Source organism: Pseudomonas sp. SDO5591_S426 (assembly GCF_054070755.1).
The window spans coordinates 1-18,433 of record NZ_JBSVXD010000035.1 but is presented as its reverse complement, the minus strand read 5'-3'; the positions used below and the strand labels follow the sequence as shown (position 1 = coordinate 18,433).

At 58.2% G+C, this 18,433-nt stretch carries 11 protein-coding genes; 5 read left to right on the top strand and 6 right to left on the bottom strand.

Annotated elements, in window-relative coordinates; genetic code table 11:
* Window positions 1–31: 31 nt before the first annotated feature.
* Window positions 32–2,971: a bifunctional [glutamate--ammonia ligase]-adenylyl-L-tyrosine phosphorylase/[glutamate--ammonia-ligase] adenylyltransferase gene (gene glnE, locus ACW9JC_RS10300; RefSeq protein WP_457454925.1), complete on the bottom strand. Its 2,940-nt coding sequence runs from the start codon at window positions 2,969–2,971 to the stop codon at window positions 32–34.
* Window positions 2,972–3,354: 383 nt separating this feature from the next.
* Here glnE and aceE point away from each other — a divergent pair, with 383 nt between their 5' ends.
* The 5 genes from aceE (at window position 3,355) to msrA (ending at window position 13,236) form a co-directional block, all read left to right on the top strand.
* Window positions 3,355–6,000 carry a pyruvate dehydrogenase (acetyl-transferring), homodimeric type gene (gene aceE, locus ACW9JC_RS10295; RefSeq protein ID WP_457454924.1) on the top strand — a complete coding sequence of 882 codons (2,646 nt, stop codon included), beginning with the start codon at window positions 3,355–3,357 and terminating at the stop codon, window positions 5,998–6,000.
* An 11-nt stretch (window positions 6,001–6,011) separates the two neighbouring features.
* Window positions 6,012–7,976, top strand: a complete 1,965-nt coding sequence (gene aceF, locus ACW9JC_RS10290; RefSeq protein WP_457454923.1) for a dihydrolipoyllysine-residue acetyltransferase — start codon at window positions 6,012–6,014, stop codon at window positions 7,974–7,976.
* Window positions 7,977–8,241: 265 nt separating this feature from the next.
* Window positions 8,242–9,642 (top strand): alkaline phosphatase D family protein, encoded by a 1,401-nt coding sequence (locus ACW9JC_RS10285; RefSeq protein ID WP_457454922.1) that lies wholly within the window; start codon window positions 8,242–8,244, stop codon window positions 9,640–9,642.
* Between the two features lie 190 nt (window positions 9,643–9,832).
* Window positions 9,833–12,526, top strand: a complete 2,694-nt coding sequence (locus ACW9JC_RS10280) for a sensor domain-containing phosphodiesterase (protein ID WP_457454921.1) — start codon at window positions 9,833–9,835, stop codon at window positions 12,524–12,526.
* Window positions 12,527–12,588: 62 nt separating this feature from the next.
* Window positions 12,589–13,236: a peptide-methionine (S)-S-oxide reductase MsrA gene (gene msrA / locus ACW9JC_RS10275; protein WP_338586447.1), complete on the top strand. Its 648-nt coding sequence runs from the start codon at window positions 12,589–12,591 to the stop codon at window positions 13,234–13,236.
* A 101-nt stretch (window positions 13,237–13,337) separates the two neighbouring features.
* Here msrA and ACW9JC_RS10270 read toward each other — a convergent pair whose 3' ends face one another.
* From ACW9JC_RS10270 to ACW9JC_RS10250, 5 genes are all read right to left on the bottom strand, one after another.
* Window positions 13,338–14,174, bottom strand: a complete 837-nt coding sequence (locus ACW9JC_RS10270) for a 23S rRNA (adenine(2030)-N(6))-methyltransferase RlmJ (protein ID WP_223447514.1) — start codon at window positions 14,172–14,174, stop codon at window positions 13,338–13,340.
* A gap of 392 nt (window positions 14,175–14,566) precedes the next feature.
* Window positions 14,567–14,983 (bottom strand): hypothetical protein, encoded by a 417-nt coding sequence (locus ACW9JC_RS10265; protein ID WP_457454920.1) that lies wholly within the window; start codon window positions 14,981–14,983, stop codon window positions 14,567–14,569.
* A gap of 154 nt (window positions 14,984–15,137) precedes the next feature.
* Window positions 15,138–15,650, bottom strand: a complete 513-nt coding sequence (locus tag ACW9JC_RS10260) for an RHS repeat-associated core domain-containing protein (RefSeq protein ID WP_457454919.1) — start codon at window positions 15,648–15,650, stop codon at window positions 15,138–15,140.
* Between the two features lie 251 nt (window positions 15,651–15,901).
* Window positions 15,902–16,318, bottom strand: coding sequence for a hypothetical protein (locus ACW9JC_RS10255; protein ID WP_457454918.1), 417 nt, complete (start codon window positions 16,316–16,318; stop codon window positions 15,902–15,904).
* Window positions 16,319–16,328: 10 nt separating this feature from the next.
* Window positions 16,329–18,433 (bottom strand): RHS repeat-associated core domain-containing protein (locus ACW9JC_RS10250; protein WP_457454917.1); only part of this gene is annotated, 2,105 nt, incomplete at its 5' end.

Here is an 18,433-nt window from a genome sequence, read left to right as displayed (position 1 = left end):
CGGGGAGGCAAAGGCCTCCCCGTTTCGAGAATCAGCTTAGCCCCAGCTCACGCCAGATCCGCATGACCTGTCGCCGTTCGTCCGCGAACTGATCGCCCGGTATCACCCCGGCGTCCTTCTGCAAGGCCTGCCGGTGAGCGGCGGAGCGGTAAGCTTTATAGGCTTCACGCAACAGACTGGCATCTTCGACGGGCATCAGCCCTTCGTGTTCCAGCTCTTCCAGAATGCGGATGTTGTCCGTCCAGCGCAGCAATGGCGGGTGTGTTTCGGACCACGCCAGGGCCGCGTATTGCACCATAAATTCAATATCGACGATACCTCCGGCGTCCTGCTTGAGGTCGAAGGGCGCCGTGGCTTCGAAGGCATTCGCCCCGGTGCCGGCCGCCGTGCTCTTGCTGCCGAGGTTATCGCGCATCTTGGCGCGCATCTCGCTGACCTCTTGGCGCAGCGTCGTCAAATCGCGTGTTTTACCCAGAATTGCAGCGCGAACCTGCTCGAATGCGCGACCGACATCTTCGCTGCCCACCAACACCCGTGCACGCACCAGCGCCTGATGTTCCCAAGTCCAGGCTTCATTTTCCTGATAGCGGGAAAAGGCCCCAAGTGAACTTACCAACAAACCCGACGCGCCGGACGGTCGCAGGCGCATGTCCACTTCATACAGCTGACCGGAGTTGGTCTGCGCCGTCAGCAAGTGAATGATCCGCTGCCCGAGCCGGGTGAAAAATTGCGCGCCATCGATCGGTTTCGGTCCGTCGGTTTCCGCCTGCGGATCACCGTCGTGGATGAACACCAGGTCCAGGTCAGAACCATGCCCGAGTTCCAGGCCACCGACTTTCCCATAACCGACAATAATGAAGCCGGGATCGCACAAGCTGCCATCGGTGCGCAACGGCGTGCCGTACTTGGCGACAGTCTGCCGCCAGGCCAGGGCCAGCACCTGCTCGAGAATCGCTTCGGCGAGCCAGGTCAGGTAATCGCTGACTTTCATCAACGGCAGACTACCGGCGATTTCCGAAGCGGCGACCCGCAAGCGGTGCGCCAGTTTGAAGTGACGCAAGGCTTCCATTTGCTGTTCGAGGTCGTCCTCGGGAATCCGCGTCAGGCGCTCGCGCAACTCGGCGGCCAACTCCGGCGCCAAGGGCGGTTTGAACAGCCGGCCTTCGTTGAGCAACTCATCGAGCAGCAACGGGAAACGAGTGATCTGCTCGGCGATCCACGGGCTCGCCGCGCACAACGTCAGCAAGCGGCGCAGCGCGCCGGGGTTTTCGGTCAGCAAAACGAGATAAGCAGAACGCCGCGCCACGGCTTCCACCAGTGGCAGCACCCGCTCCAGCACGAGATCGGGATTGGCGTGTTCCACGGCTTGCGCCAGCAAGCGCGGAATAAAGGCATCAAGACGCTCGCGCCCCAGTCGCTGCATGGCACGCAATTGCGGGCTGCTGCGCAAGCCGGCCAAGGCCTTCAGCGCTTTTGGGGCATCGGCAAAACCGCCCTCCTCCAGCTGACGGCAGGCCGCTTCTTCGTCCTGGGCTTCTTCCCACAACGGCAGCCATTCACCACCGACCACCACTTCGCTTTCGGCACCCTGCTCTTCATCGGGATCGGCGATCACCTGACCGAAATGCCAGGCCACACGGCCGCGCCAGTACATTAATTGCTCATGAAACGCCGGCCAATCGTCAAAACCCAACATAAAGGCAATGCGCGCCTGATCCTGAGCACCATCCGGCAGCATCTGGGTCTGGCGGTCGGCGATCGCCTGAATCGCATGTTCGGTGTAGCGCAGAAATTCGTAGCCTTCGCGCAGTTCGCTGATCACCGCTGGCGGCAGATAGCCCTGACCTTCCAGGGTGCTCAGCACTTTCAACAATGGGCGCTGTTGCAGGCTCAAGTCGCGACCACCGTGGATCAGCTGGAAGGCCTGGGCGATAAATTCCACTTCGCGAATGCCGCCGGAACCGAGCTTGATGTTGTCGGCCATGCCCTTGCGCCGCACTTCCTGCTGGATCAGTTGCTTCATGGTGCGCAGCGCTTCGATGGCCGAAAAATCCAGATAGCGCCGGTAAACGAACGGCCGCAGCATTTCTTGCAGTTGCGCGCCGGCCACTTGATCGCCAGCCACCACCCGCGACTTGATCATCGCGTAGCGCTCCCAGTCGCGGCCCTGATCCTGGTAATACTGCTCCAGCGCGTTGAAACTCAGCACCAGCGCACCCGCCGAACCGTAGGGGCGCAGACGCATGTCGACACGGAACACGAAACCGTCGACGGTCATCGGGTCCAGGGCCTTGATCAGGCGCTGGCCGAGACGGATGAAAAATTCCTGGTTATCCAGCGGCCGCTTCACGCCGACCGTTTCGCCGCCCTCGGGGTAAGCGAAGATCAGGTCGATGTCCGACGACAGATTGAGTTCCACCGCACCAAGCTTGCCCATGCCCAGGACGACCATCTGCTGCGGCTCGCCGCTGCGTCGCCCGGTGGGCACGCCGAATTGCTGGCAATGGCGCGTGTACAACCATTGATAGGCCTGATCGATGCTGGCATCGGCCATGTCCGAGAGGTCGCGGCAGGTCTGGACCAGATCGGCCTGGCGGTTGAGATCGCGCCAGATGATGCGCACTTGATGACGAGTGCGCTGGCGGCGCAAGGCACGGCCCAATTGATCATCGGTTTCGGCAGCGTTCGTCGCCGCAGCGATCTGCGCGCACAACTCGCCGGCGGCAAAGCTGCGATCCAGTTCGCCGGAGCGCACCAGCTCCAGCAACATCAAAGGGTCACGCACGCTCTGTTCAATCACGAAATCGCTGGCGGCGGTCACGCGGGCGAATTGCGCCCAGCGCTCAGGTGTCCAGGTCGACAGGCCATGATCGTCATCCAGAGCGGCGACCGCAGTACGGAACGACTGCTCGGCGCGGGTGACAAACGGCAACAGAATGGCGGGTAGTTGGGCAAGCGAAGGGAGGCTCATGGTCTATCCTTGATCGGCGTGCAACGGGCTGCATGTAGTGAATCTCGCAAACCCACTACCTGATTGAGTGTCGAACAAAAGTTAGAAATAGCTGAAATTTCTTTATTATTGGCAGCTAACATCAAGCTTTCACCTTATACAGTTGGAAAAAGACCAACCTTAACGATTATTCTCACAACACAGTCGGGGGCCACAAGCCGCTCATCTGTAGTTTTACTACTCGTATATACATTAGTAAGGCTGAAATGCCGGATCATTTGTAGTAAAACTACACACCGCCGGAACAACCTATCGGCAATCCAAGAATTCATAACGTCTGCCCACAAGGCCAGTCGCTAACTCAGGCAACCGATTCTGGTAGCCTTTCCGCCCTGGAGCAAGCCATGCAAGACCTCGATCCCGTCGAAACCCAGGAATGGCTGGACGCCCTGGAATCGGTTCTCGACAAAGAAGGCGAAGACCGTGCTCACTATCTGATGACCCGTATGGGTGAACTCGCAACCCGCAGCGGTTCGCAGTTGCCTTACGCCATCACCACGCCTTACCGCAACACCATCCCGGTTACCCACGAAGCACGCATGCCTGGCGACCTGTTCATGGAACGCCGCATTCGCTCGCTGGTACGCTGGAACGCGATGGCCATGGTAATGCGTACGAACCTGAAAGATTCTGACCTCGGCGGTCACATCTCCAGCTTCGCCTCCAGTGCGACCCTGTATGACATCGGCTTCAACTACTTCTTCCAGGCCCCGACCGACGAACACGGCGGCGACCTGATCTACTTCCAGGGCCACACCTCGCCAGGCGTCTACGCCCGTGCGTTCATGGAAGGCCGCATCACCGAAGACCAGATGAACAACTTCCGCCAGGAAGTCGACGGTCAGGGCCTGTCGTCCTACCCGCACCCTTGGCTGATGCCTGACTTCTGGCAGTTCCCGACTGTATCCATGGGTCTGGGCCCGATCCAGGCGATCTACCAGGCACGTTTCATGAAGTACCTGGAAGCCCGTGGCTTCATCCCTGAAGGCAAGCAAAAAGTCTGGTGCTTCCTGGGCGACGGCGAGTGCGACGAGCCGGAATCCCTGGGCGCGATCTCGCTGGCTGGCCGCGAGAAGCTCGACAACCTGATCTTCGTCATCAACTGCAACCTGCAGCGCCTCGACGGCCCGGTTCGCGGCAACGGCAAGATCATCCAGGAACTCGAAGGCGTGTTCCGCGGTGCTCAGTGGAACGTGACCAAAGTCATCTGGGGCCGTTTCTGGGACCCACTGCTGGCCAAGGACGTCGACGGTATCCTGCAACGCCGCATGGACGAAGTCATCGACGGCGAGTACCAGAACTACAAAGCCAAAGACGGCGCGTTCGTGCGTGAACACTTCTTCAACTCGCCCGAACTCAAGGCGATGGTTGCAGACCTGTCCGACGACGAGATCTGGAAACTCAACCGTGGCGGCCACGACCCGTACAAGGTCTACGCGGCGTACCACGAAGCGGTCAACCACAAAGAACAACCTACCGTTATCCTGGCCAAGACCATCAAGGGTTATGGCACCGGTGCCGGCGAAGCGAAAAACACTGCGCACAACACCAAGAAAGTCGATGTCGACAGCCTGAAGTTGTTCCGTGACCGCTTCGACATTCCGGTAAAAGACGAAGAGCTGGAAAACCTGCCGTTCTTCAAGCCTGAGCCGAACAGCGCCGAAGCCCGCTACCTGAGCGAGCGTCGCACTGCACTGGGCGGTTTCGTGCCACAGCGTCGCGCTCAAAGCTTCAGTGTTCCGACTCCGTCACTGGATACCCTCAAGGCCATCCTCGACGGTTCAGGCGACCGTGAAATTTCCACCACCATGGCGTTCGTGCGGATCCTCGCGCAACTGGTGAAAGACAAAGACATCGGCCCGCGCATCGTTCCGATCATCCCGGACGAAGCCCGTACCTTCGGTATGGAAGGCATGTTCCGTCAGTTGGGCATCTACTCGTCCGTCGGCCAGCTCTACGAGCCAGTCGATAAAGACCAGGTGATGTTCTACAAGGAAGACAAGAAAGGCCAGATCCTCGAAGAAGGCATCAACGAAGCGGGCGCCATGAGCTCCTTCATCGCTGCCGGTACTTCGTACTCCAGCCACAACCAGCCAATGCTGCCGTTCTACATCTTCTACTCGATGTTCGGCTTCCAGCGTATCGGCGACCTGGCCTGGGCCGCTGGCGACAGCCGTACCCGTGGCTTCCTGATCGGCGGCACCGCCGGCCGTACCACCCTGAACGGTGAAGGCCTGCAACACGAAGACGGTCACAGCCATATCCTGGCTGCCACCATCCCGAACTGCCGCACCTTTGATCCAACCTACGGCTACGAGCTGGCGGTGATCATCCAGGACGGCATGAAGAAGATGACCGAAGAGCAACAGGACATCTTCTATTACATCACCGTGATGAACGAATCCTACCAACAGCCTGCCATGCCGGTCGGTGTCGAGGAAGGCATCGTCAAGGGCATGTACCTGCTTGAAGAAGACACCCGCGAAGCGGCGCACCACGTTCAGCTGATGGGCTCCGGCACCATCCTGCGTGAAGTCCGTGAAGCAGCGAAAATCCTGCGTGAACAGTTCAACGTCGGCGCCGACGTGTGGAGCGTTACCAGCTTCAACGAACTGCGTCGCGACGGCCTGGCCGTTGAGCGCACCAACCGTCTGCACCCGGGCCAGAAGCCTAAGCTGAGCTATGTGGAAGAGTGCCTGAACGGCCGTAAAGGTCCGGTCATCGCCTCTACCGACTACATGAAGCTGTTCGCCGAGCAAATTCGTCAGTGGGTACCGTCCAAGGAATTCAAAGTCCTGGGCACCGACGGTTTCGGCCGCAGCGACAGCCGCAAGAAACTGCGTCATTTCTTCGAAGTCGACCGTCATTTCGTGGTGTTGGCAGCCCTGGAAGCACTGGCTGACCGTGGCGACATCGAACCTAAGGTGGTGTCTGAAGCCATCGCCAAGTTCGGTATCAACCCGGAAAAACGCAACCCACTGGACTGCTGAGGAGAGATTCTGTGAGCGAACTCATTCGCGTACCTGACATCGGCAGCGGTGAAGGTGAAGTAATTGAACTGTTTGTGAAGGTCGGCGACCGTATCGAAGCCGACCAGAGCATCCTGACACTTGAGTCGGACAAGGCGAGCATGGAAGTGCCTGCGCCGAAGGCCGGTATCATCAAGAGCCTGAAAGTGAAGCTGGGCGATCGCCTGAAAGAAGGCGACGAACTGCTGGAGCTGGAAGTCGAAGGTGCCGCTGCTGCGGCCCCTGCGGCTGCCGCTGCGCCGGCTGCCAAGGCTGAAGAGAAGAAAGCAGCGCCTGCACCTGCCGCCGCTGCGCCAGCCGCTGCTCCTGCTGCCGCTTCGGTTCAGCAAGTGCACGTGCCGGACATCGGTTCGGCGGGCAAGGCTCAGATCATCGAGATCCAGGTCAAGGTCGGCGACACCGTCGAGGCTGATCAGTCGCTGATTACCCTGGAATCCGACAAGGCGAGCATGGAAATCCCTTCGCCTGCCGCTGGCGTGGTCAAGGCCATCAGCGTCAAGCTCAACGACGAAGTCGGTACTGGCGACCTGATTCTGGACCTAGAAGTGGCAGGCGCTGCGGCGCCTGCTGCTGCCGCTCCGGCCCAGGCTGCTGCACCTGCCGCCGCTGCTCCAGCGCCAGCCGCTGCCGCTCCGGCTGCACCGGTTGCCGACAGCGTCCAGGACATCCACGTGCCGGACATCGGTTCGGCGGGCAAGGCCAAGATCATCGAAGTCCTGGTCAAGGCCGGCGACAGCGTTGAAGCCGACCAGTCGCTGATCACTCTGGAATCCGACAAGGCGAGCATGGAGATTCCATCGCCAGCCGCTGGCGTGGTGGAAAGCATTTCCATCAAGCTCGATGACGAAGTCGGTACCGGCGACCTGATCCTGAAGCTGAAAGTCAAAGGCGCTGCCCCGGCCGCTGCTCCGGCACCTGCCGCTGCCGCACCGAGCGCTGCTGCTCCAGCTCCGGCCGCTGCTGCTCCTGCCGCCGCACCTGCTGCCGCCCCTGCCGCTGCTCCAGCCAAGCCTGGCGCCAAGGTTCACGCCGGCCCTGCCGTGCGTCAACTGGCCCGCGAGTTCGGCGTTGAGCTGAGCGCTGTCGGCGCCAGCGGTCCGCACGGTCGCATCCTGAAAGAAGACGTGCAGGTTTACGTCAAGGCCATGATGCAGAAGGCCAAGGAAGCACCGGCCGCTGCTGCTGGCGCAACCGGTGGCGCGGGCATCCCGCCGATTCCGGTCGTGGACTTCAGCCGCTTTGGTGAAATCGAAGAAGTGCCGATGACCCGCCTGATGCAGGTCGGCGCTGCCAACCTGCACCGCAGCTGGCTGAACGTGCCACACGTGACGCAATTCGACTCGGCGGATATCACCGAGCTGGAAGCGTTCCGTAACGCCCAGAAAGCCGTTGCAGAGAAGGCCGGCGTCAAGCTGACCATCCTGCCGTTGCTGCTCAAGTCCTGCGCACACCTGCTCAAGGAACTGCCAGACTTCAACAGCTCGCTGGCGCCAAGCGGCAAAGCGATCATCCGCAAGAAATACGTGAACATCGGCTTCGCCGTCGACACCCCGGATGGCCTGCTGGTACCGGTCATCAAGAACGTCGACCAGAAGAGCCTGCTGCAACTGGCCGCCGAAGCTGCTTCCCTGGCTGAAAAAGCCCGGACCAAGAAGCTCTCGTCGGACGAGATGCAAGGCGCCTGCTTCACCATTTCCAGCCTCGGCCACATTGGCGGCACCGGCTTCACGCCGATCGTCAACGCGCCGGAAGTGGCGATCCTCGGTGTTTCCAAGGCAACCATCCAGCCAGTCTGGGACGGCAAAGCCTTCCAGCCGAAACTGATGCTGCCGCTGTCGCTGTCCTACGATCACCGCGTGATCAACGGCGCCGCTGCTGCACGCTTCACCAAGCGTCTGAGCGATCTGCTGGCGGACATCCGCACCATCCTGCTGTAACACCGGCCGGCCCTCCTTCACCGGAGGGCCTGTCGCGTTTCACGTTTTCCGAGCGCCACGCTCGTACCTCAACCCCGCCAATTTGGCGGGGCTTTTTTTGCCTGAAAAAATCTTATTCCTACATTCGCGGCTTACTTGACCCACAACCCGGGTCCACTTTCGCCCGGTATTTTTCCTGCCCTACTCACTAGGCTTAGTTCAATAGTCGCCAACAAGTCTTTTTGAAGCGACAACTTGATCAACATTATTTCGAACGGACTCGAATATGTTCAAACCTACTGTCGGCCCTATCCTGGGTCACACGACAACTCATCATGCCCGCATCTTTCTACGTGGCGCATCGCAAAAAGATGCACAGGTATTTGCGGGCATTCGTTATCGCCGAATCGGTGATGTGTATTGGAACAAAGGTGTATTTACCCAACTGACCGCTTTACGCGACATGTCGGATGTCATTGTTCTGCATGATCTTGTCGCCGACACCGAATACGAATATCAGGCCGGCTGGTTCAGCCCCATGAACCCGGTGCATACCGTGGAGACGGTGCAGGAGCTGCCGCTGCAATGGCCCCGGGATATTTATCGCCTGCGCACGCAATCGAGCCAAACCACCACGCCGCGGGCGTACGTCGTCGGCTCCTGCCGCTACTTGCGCATGACCGCTGGGAGACCAGCGGCCCCGCACCTGGGCGACCGGATCTTCGCCTCCATCGCCAACCTGGCACAAAACGCCACGCCGCCGATCAATGCCATGTTGATGACCGGCGACCAGGTTTATGTCGATGACTTGAACTTCATAGCACCCGATCGGGAATACCAGGAGATACTCGCCAAATATCGTACGGCGTTCTCTCAACAACATATCGCCAGATTAATGTCCGGCATGCCGACTTACATGATCCTTGACGATCATGAAATAGAAGATAACTGGCCAGCCAATAAAAACAGCGCCGACGATCATTTATACAAGAACGCCATAACCGCTTATGAGTTATACCAAGCCAGCCACAGCCCGGCCCATGAACTGAATACCCAAGGGCAAACAAGCCCATCGTTAAAAAAATACTGGTACCAGTTTGCCAATGGCGATATCGAGTGGTTTGTCACCGACAGTCGCACCCGGCGCAATCTCACCGACCCCGACCGGCGCATCCTTGATACCGATCAGGAACAGGCTTTGTGCGACTGGCTGATCCACAGCCCGGCCCGGGTCAAGTTCGTGGTCACCAGCGTGATGTTCTACCCCGACTGCAAACGCCTCGGTGATGATGCCTGGCAAGCCTTTCCCGAACAGCGACTGCGGCTGCTGGAAACGATCCGCACCCACGGGATCAAGAACGTTATCTTCATTTCCGGCGATGTGCACGGCTCCCTGATTAGCCGCCTGACTCACAGCGAGGACCCGGACTTTGAAGTTCATACCATCGTCTCGTCACCGCTGTGCAACAGCAAACTGTTGCCTTATGCCAAAGCGTCCACCTTTATCCTCGATCAACCGCTGGTGCAAACCGCCGCGGGTGATTATCGACATGAATTGACCGGCCAAGTGATCAGCCAGGACAACTTCGCACACCTGACGGTCGATGCAGAACAGATTCATGTGCGCTATCACGATCGGGATGGCAACCTGTTGCAATCGACACGCATTGCCTTGAATCAGGGCTGAAATTCAGTGAATAGCCTGACTTTTTTCTATTAACTGAAGAAATCTTCGCTTCTGCCGACATATTCTTATAGCACTTGGCCTTCATGTCTCTTGTCAGTCGGTGCCGCAATGATGCAACCTTGCCGCAGGCAACAGTAAAGAGGGCGAGAGCCCGGCGCGTTCAGCAAATTCGAAGCGAGTTTCCCTTCATATGAAAAGCCAACCCGATGCCGCCAGCCGTATGGTGGCCGAGGTAGTGACGCAGTTGCCTGTGCCCTCGCGGCTCGGCATGCTGCGTTTCGAACGGCTGAATGAACCAAGCTGGGCGCTGCTGTTTCTCGATCCCAATTGCGAACGACAGTTCGGCCTGCCGGCTGTGGAGTTGTGCGCACTGGTGGGCTCGCCCTACGCCAGCCTGATGGAGCCGGAAGCGCGCTATCAACTGCATGACGCAGTCCAGCAGCAACTGAGTGAACACACGCATTACCTGATCCGCTACACCCTGCACACCGCCTCGGGTTCCCTGAACCTGCTGGAACTCGGCGAAGCTTACAAACAACACAATCGACACCTGTTGCGCGGCTACCTGCTGGTGATCGACGGCCTGTTCGACGATGACCCGTTGCTGCCGGCACTGGATCTGGAAACCCAGAACTCGCGCCTGCAAATCGCTCTGGAACTCAACCAGCGCGCCCAACAGGAACAACTGCTGCACCTGGACCGGGTGCGCGCCCAGCAGGACCTGATCCTGCTGCTGACCCGCCAGCGTTACAGCAGCAACAACTCCCTGCAAGAAGCCGCCGAACTGATCACCCGCAGCGCCTGCGATATCTACGAAATCGACTGCGCCAGTCTGTGGCATCTGGAAGGTTCGAAGCTGGTGCCGATCTCGGCCTATCACCGCACGAACCAGGAATACCTGCTGCCGGAGCCGATCGACGTCAGTGTGTTCCCCGACTATCTCGACGCCTTGCACACCGGGCGCGCCATCGACGCCCACAACGCCATGCGCGATCCGCGCACCCGGGAAATGGCCGAAAGCCTGCGCCCGCGCGACGTCAACGCGATGCTCGACGCCAGTATCCGCGTCGACGGCCAAGTGGTCGGCGTGTTGTGTCTGGAACAAACCGGCGCCACCCGCGCCTGGCAGTCGGACGAGATCGCCTTCGCCGGTGAACTGGCGGATCAGTTCGCTCAGGTCATCAGCAATCACAACCGACGCACCGCCACCAGCGCTCTGCACCTGTTCCAGCGTGCGGTCGAACAAAGCGCCAACGCCTTTTTGCTGGTCAATTGCGATGGCGTGGTGGAGTACGTCAACCCGAGCTTCACCGCGATCACCCAGTACAGTACCGAAGAAGTCCACGGCCAGCGCCTGTCGGAACTGCCGGCCCTGGAAAATCTCAGCGAACTATTGTTCGACGCGCCCTCCGCGCTGGCCAAGAGCAACAGCTGGCAGGGCGAATTCAAGAGCCGCCGGAAAAACCTCGAACCCTACTGGGGCCAGTTGTCGATCTCCAAGGTGTATGGCGATAACCGCGAGCTGACCCATTACATCGGCATCTACGAAGACATCACCCAGACCAAACTCGCCCAGCAACGCATCGAGCGCCTGGCCTACACCGACAACCTGACCAACCTCGGCAACCGCCCGGCGTTCATCCGCAACCTTGATGAACGCTTCGCCCGAGACAGCGACACCCCCATCAGCCTGTTGCTGGTGGACATCGACAACTTCAAGCGGATCAACGACAGCCTCGGCCACCAGACCGGTGACAAGCTGCTGATCAGCCTCGCCCGGCGCCTGCGCAACAGCCTCAGCCCGAGCGGCAGCCTGGCGCGGTTTGCCAGTAACGAATTTGCGGTGCTGCTGGACAACACCGACCTTGAAGTCGGCCAGCAAATCGCCAGCCAGTTGCTGACCACCCTCGACAAGCCGATGTTCGTCGACAACCAGTTGATCAGCGTCACCGGCTCCGTGGGCCTGGCCTGCGCGCCGCTGCACGGCCGCGACCCGCAAACCCTGATGCGCAACGCCGGGCTGGCGCTGCACAAGGCCAAGGCCAACGGTAAACATCAGGTGCAGGTGTTTACCGAAGCGCTGAACGCCGAGGCCAGCTACAAGCTGTTCGTCGAGAACAACCTGCGCCGCGCCCTGACCCAGAACGAACTCGACGTGTTCTACCAGCCCAAGCTCTGCCTGCGCAGCGGTCGCCTGCTGGGCATGGAAGCGTTGCTGCGCTGGGACCATCCGGAAAAAGGCATGATTCGCCCCGACCAGTTCATCAGCGTCGCCGAAGAAACCGGCCTGATCATCCCGATCGGCAAATGGATCGCCCGCCAGGCCTGCCGCATGAGCAAAGCGCTGACCGCTGCGGGCCTGGGCAATTTGCAGGTGGCGATCAACCTGTCGCCCAAGCAGTTCTCCGACCCGGACCTGGTGGCCTCCATCGCCAACATCCTCAAGGAAGAAGCGCTGCCGGCGCACCTACTGGAGCTGGAACTGACTGAAGGCCTTCTGCTGGAAGCCACCGAAGACACCCACTTGCAGCTCGACCAGCTCAAGCGCCTGGGCCTGACCCTGGCGATGGACGACTTCGGCACCGGTTATTCGTCGCTCAGTTACTTGAAAAAATTCCCCATCGACATCATTAAGATCGATCGAAGCTTCATTCACGAAATCCCGGACAACCAGGACGACATGGAAATCACCTCCGCGGTGATCGCCATGGCCCACAACCTGAAACTCAAGGTCGTGGCTGAAGGCATCGAAACGTCCGCACAGCTGACCTTCCTGCGTCGCCACCGCTGCGACGTCGGCCAGGGCTATCTGTTCGACCAGCCGATCCCGGGCGCCGAGCTGATCGAGAAGCTCAAACGCTACCCGCGCGGCCCAATCGCCTGACAGCGGGCCGACACTCGGGCAAACTGCATGTCTAAATATTCCAACGACTGAGAGGACTGATGATGGTTCTGCGCTCGGAAATTCTGGTGAACAAAAACGTGCTCCCTACCAAAGAACAAGCTCTGCCTGGCCGCGAAACCCCCATGACCGTGCCGGAAAAACACTTCGTCCACGACGCCCCTCTACTGGGCCCGTTCGCGATGGACGTGGATTTCGCGATCTTCGGCCTTGGCTGCTTCTGGGGCGCGGAACGCAGATTCTGGCAACGTGAAGGTGTAGTCAGTACGGCCGTGGGTTACGCGGGTGGCTTCACCCCGAACCCGACTTACGAAGAAGTCTGCTCTGGCTTGACCGGCCATAGCGAAGTCGTGCTGGTGGTCTACGAGCCGGCAAAGGTCAGCTACGAAGAGCTGCTGAAGATGTTCTGGGAGCTGCACAACCCGACCCAGGGTATGCGCCAGGGCAATGACCTCGGCACCCAGTACCGCTCGGTGATCTACGCCACCAACCCGCCCCAACTGGAAGCCGCGAAAAAAAGCGCACAGGTGTTCCAGGTCGAACTGACCAAAGCCGGCAAGGGCATCATCACCACCGAAATCGACGAAGCGCCGACGTTCTACTTCGCCGAGGCGTATCACCAGCAGTACCTGGCGAAGAATCCGGAAGGTTATTGCGGGATTGGCGGTACGGGCGTGACTTGCCCGATTTAAGCGCTTAACGCAAAAGATCGCAGCCTGCGGCAGCGCCTACAGATATATACATTCCTCTGTAGGAGCTGCCGCAGGCTGCGATCTTTTGATCTTGCTACTCGTTACTCGGCAATTAACCAATCCATCTGCCACCCACCCTGGGTCTGCCCCAGTTTCTGGGACAACCACGGCAGCAGTTCACGCAATTCTTCCTCCAGCCCCCACGGCGGATTGGCAATCGCCAACCCGGAGCCGTTCAGGCTGTTCGGCGTATCCAACGGATGCACCAGCAACTCCACGCGCAACAACTTCGGCGCCCCGGTACCGGCCAGGTCCTGATAGAAACGACGCAAGGCGCGCTGATCCTTCACCGGATACCAGATCGCCGCTACGGTTTGACGCATCCGGCCAATCGCCTCTTTCAACGACGCCGCGCAACGCTGCATCTCGTCGAGTTTTTCGAACGGCGGATCGATCAACATCACCGCACGCTTCTCCGGCACCGGCAACAAGGCCCGCGGCACATGCCAGCCTTCGCCCAAGTGCACTTTCACCCGACGATCACCGGCCATGTTGTCCTTGAGCAACACGCCGTCTTCCGGGTGTTTCTCGTTGAGCAACACACGATCCTGCGGGCGGGTCAGACGCCGCGCCAACTCTGGAGAACCGGGGTAATAACGCAACTGGCCATCCGGGTTCATCTCATGCAGCACCTGCATGTAATCAGCCGTCAGGATCGGCAGATCCGGCTGATCCCATAAACGCGCGATGCCTTCCAGGTACTCACCGGTACGGTTGGCCTGATCGCCCTGAAGGTCGTACAGACCAATGCCGGCGTGGGTATCGAGATAGGCAAACGGCTGCTCCTTGCGCGACATCAGGGCGATGAGGCGGGTCAAGGTCAGGTGTTTGAACACATCGGCGTGATTGCCGGCATGGAAGGCGTGACGATAATTCATGGCTGCTCCTGCGAAGGCCGGGAAGTTTACCTTTTACCGGCCGGCAAGTCAGGGGTTCACGGCTGAGCGGACAACCCCACAACGGGATGGCGATGAAGCAATAGGTGGCGGCAGTACGAAGGTGTGGAAGACCGGGACGTTAGGCACCCGGCGCACTCGAAAGCGCCCCGCGCACAGCCACCATAAAACACAGGCGCAAAAAACGCCGAATGGTAAATCTGATGCACCTAACGATAGAGGGCTTCCACACCCTGCCACTCAATTGCAGTGACAGGCAAAAGACTATCGATGAGTTTTGTGCTGCACCAGTTCATGGAAACCGATAGAGCTTGAAGGACATCTCCTAGGACGCTTCCGGGGGAAGCCGCTCCCACCGAATGAGCAAAACGCATTTACCAAGTAGACCGATCTTCAAGTCTCGCTTTGTCCAGTTCCTCCTTCCATAATTTTTGAGCCAGCGTATACACATCCTGAAAAAATTCCCTTGGGCTCTGTAATTCATACCACTCGCCACAAGGCCAACTCGACGCTAGGTCCTCATCGATGTCGAACAAAATTTGGAAATCAAAACCCTTGTCGTTGAGTTTATCCGCTAGCGACTCCAGCAGTACAAGCTTATGCCTGTAGGACAAGCATCCTAGATTCAAACTGTATTTCTTAATCAGCTCTACCCTATCAGTCTCCTTATTAGGATCGTAAACCTCTAACTCTGCGCCTCGAGTTTCTTCACGGTCGTAAACATTAAACGCCCCGATTAACCACATAAGATCCGGCTCAAACTCTTCATCTACGAATGGATCTCGCAACATCACTTTTTCTCCGAAGGAAAAGCTGTATAGCGAAGCCCTGTATCATCCTGATCAAATTTCACTTCAAACCAGTTCATATTTTCATTCAGCTTTGGATTATTCGAGTCTTTTTTGTTCGGTCTGTAGCCACAGCCGGCTCCTGGGAGCTCCATTCTTACAATTGGATCTTTATATGATCCTTTCCCGTGTGCGGGCTTAGCCCGAACATCTCCCTTGATATTGCCTTATTCAGTGCACCCAGATGAATCCGCCAGTTACTAAACTGCGAACTTAAACTCCATTCTGCACCTTTCGGAACTTTACTCGTGTGAGGGTTTGCTCCATTTATAGCCCTCTGCTTGAGTGCTGAATCGGATATTTCCGGGCCATGCTTTTCAACTGTATGCATGTCGTACCTTTTCTCGTACTCGAGAACCCGCCGTTTAGCATTCGACTCTGCCAGTTCGTCAATCCTCTCTCGCCGCTGCGCACCTGTCATCCTCGGGAGTTGCGGCTCTCCCTCGTCAACCTCAACCCCAGCAACCCCATCCAACACCGAACAACCCGGTTTATGCGCCCCCGGGCAACTCCGACTCAACCCCAACGCATCCGGCGTCAGATAACGCCCGGCATCCGGGTGGTAATAGCGATGGCGGTTGTAGTGCAATCCGCTTTCGGCGTGGTGCACCTGCACCCGGAAGCCTGCGGGGAAATCGATCCAGCCAATTGGCGGAGATGGCCTCACAGACTAAACATCAAGCGAAAAATGTGCGGGGGTATAGCGTGCATGTAATTGATTGCTTGGCGGTACCGGCGCGTGAAGGTGCTTGGTTGATGGGGCAGCGTTGAGCGGTCGGACACCGAGCACCAGTTCATGGAACTCGATGAAATTTGAAGGACATTTCCTAGAACTCGACCAGGAAAATTCGTCTGACCTCATCACCAAGTTGATTGATCTTCAGTGCCTGCCCTGTCCAATTCATCTTTCCATTCTTCCGCAGCCAATCTAAATATATCTTCAAAAAAACCACGAGGATTTTCTACTTCAGTTTCATCCCAGGCTACAGAGTCATTTGTCTCGTAATCAGTTTCAAACTGAGTAGAGAAGTCAAACTCCGGCTTCAGTAAATAATTTTCCAATATTTTAAATAGCACAAATTTATGCCTGTACGGTAAATCATCAAATCTTGCCACCACATATTTTCTTATAATCACGTCTCTGTCACTCGAATTATTTGGATTGTATTTTCTCAACTCCTCGCCAAGTGTTTCCTCGCGATCAAATGTAGAAATCCCACCCAACCAATATGAAATCGTAGGTTCAAACGGTAAATCATATTTTGGCCACTTCAGCATATTATTTATCCTAATCCGGGAATGCCGTGTAAGGTCGACCTTCAACATCTTTATCAAATCTGACTTCTGAATAATCCAAGTTCTCTATATAGCGTGGGTTACCTTTATCTTTCTTATTCGGTTTGTATCCTCGACCTCCCCCTGGCATTTCCTTCCTTACGACTGGATCACCTTTTTGGGTGAATCCTGTGGGAGCGGGAGGGTTTCTATTCATCCTTGAAATTGCGTCGTTTATTGCATTGAGTTGCAACAACCATGTCTTGAATTGTGAGCTTGAATTGACCCTCTCCTTTACTCCTTTTTTGGTCGGATGACTACCATCAATAGATCTCTGTTTTAAGGCTTGATCAGCTATCTCTGGGTTATGTTTTGCCACAGTGTGCATCTTGTACTTTTTTTCTAACTCAATGACCCGTCGCTTAGCATTTGCTTCAGCCAACTCATCAATTCTTCCACGTCGCTGTTCAGCCGCCACTTTCGGCAGCTGCGGTTCACCCTTATTAACACTAGTGAACACAACCCCATCCGGCGCCGAACAACCCGGCTTATTCGCCCCCGGACAATTCCCACTCAACCCCAACGGATCCACCCACCCCGTCGGATTGTGCGTGTACCGATAGCTGTTCAAGCCACCCGCCAGCTTCACCGGATCCGGTGTCAGATAACGTCCGGTATCCGGGTGGTAATAGCGGTGGCGGTTGTAGTGCAAGCCGCTTTCGGCGTCGAAGTACTGACCCTGGAAGCGCAATGGCTGTTCAAGCTGTTCGCCGCCGCCGTGGGTGATTTGGCTGACTTTGCCGTACGCGGTGTATTTCGCTGACCAGACGATTTCGCCGCCGTAGTCGGTGAGTTCCTGCGGGGTGCCGAGGTGGTCGAGTTGGTAGTAAAACGGGCAGGCTTTTTTCGGGCCTTTGCCGTCGAGCAGGGCCAAGGGCCGGAAGCTGCCGGGTTCGTAGAGGTAGCTGCGGTAGTGGCTTTTGCTGCTTTCGGCAACGATCTGGTCGCCTTGCCAGAAAAACTGCGTGCTGTGGTCGTCGACGGTTTTGTTGATGCGGCGGCCGAAGGCGTCGTAGCGGTAGGACGCTGTGCGGCCGTCGGGCAAGGTGAGGCCGATCAGACGGTGCTGGCTGTCGTAGCGGTAGGCGGTGATGTTTTCGCCACGCCGTTCGCGGATCAGGTTGCCGTAGGCGTCGTAGTCGTAATGCCGGTCGGCGTGGCGCCGCAGGCGGTTGCCCTTGAGCTGCCAAGGGCCGGGGCGGTCGTGGATCAGCAGGTTACCGGCCGGGTCGTGAGTGAAGTTTTCCGGGGCTTGCTCACGGCCGTGGCGCACGCCGATCAGGCGGTCGAGCGGGTCGTACTGGTAGCGGCGTTCGCCGTGGCGCGTGTCGCTGATCTGTGCGAGGTTGCCGTTGGCGCTGTAGGCATACTCGCGGCGGTACAGCGGACGTTGCTGTTGTCTGACGGCATGGGCCTGCAAACGGCCCTGCTCGTCGTAGGCATAGTCGCTCTGCAGCAGGCCCTGTTGACGGCTTTTTTCACGACCGAACTCGAAATGATGGCCGGTGAGCCGAGAGCCATTGAGGTCGATGGCCGTCAGCGCCCCGCCCTCGGCGCGGTGATACTCAAGACGACTGTTGTCCGGTAGGCGCAAGTGCTTGAGCTGGCCGCTGACGTCGTAGCCATAACGCAAGGTGCCCCAACCCTGATGTTCGGTGATCAGCCGGTCGTGGACGTCGTACTCGAACTCCAGCGGATGGTCCTGGCCATCATCGACGCTGACCAGTCGGCCCAGTCCGTCGTAGCGGTACTCGACCTTGACCCCCTCGGGCAGGGTCTTGACCAGTAAACGCCCGGCGCTGTCGCGTTGGTACGCGGTGAGCAACTGCGAGCCGTCATCACCGAACTCGGTTTTCGCCAGCAACTGGCCGTTGAGGTCGTAGGCATACGCCGTGCGCCGGCCGTCGAAGGCACTTTCCTGTCGGATCAGGCCGTTCGGCGTGTAGTCCAGCCGATAACGTTCGCCGACCTCGTTTTCGATCTCGGTCAGCAACAGCTGCGCATGGTCGTAGCGGTACTTCAGTTCGCTGCCGTCGGGGTTGATCCGTCGGCTGACCA

Bases quoted from the DNA above. Each gene is read 5' to 3' on its own strand.
- ACW9JC_RS10265 (WP_457454920.1), bottom strand. From the start codon at position 14,983: ATGTTGCGAGATCCATTCGTAGATGAAGAGTTTGAGCCGGATCTTATG.
- ACW9JC_RS10280 (WP_457454921.1), top strand. From the start codon at position 9,833: ATGAAAAGCCAACCCGATGCCGCCAGCCGTATGGTGGCCGAGGTAGTG.
- ACW9JC_RS10255 (WP_457454918.1), bottom strand. From the start codon at position 16,318: ATGCTGAAGTGGCCAAAATATGATTTACCGTTTGAACCTACGATTTCA.
- msrA (WP_338586447.1), top strand. From the start codon at position 12,589: ATGGTTCTGCGCTCGGAAATTCTGGTGAACAAAAACGTGCTCCCTACC.
- ACW9JC_RS10270 (WP_223447514.1), bottom strand. From the start codon at position 14,174: ATGAATTATCGTCACGCCTTCCATGCCGGCAATCACGCCGATGTGTTC.
- ACW9JC_RS10285 (WP_457454922.1), top strand. From the start codon at position 8,242: ATGTTCAAACCTACTGTCGGCCCTATCCTGGGTCACACGACAACTCAT.
- aceE (WP_457454924.1), top strand. From the start codon at position 3,355: ATGCAAGACCTCGATCCCGTCGAAACCCAGGAATGGCTGGACGCCCTG.
- glnE (WP_457454925.1), bottom strand. From the start codon at position 2,971: ATGAGCCTCCCTTCGCTTGCCCAACTACCCGCCATTCTGTTGCCGTTT.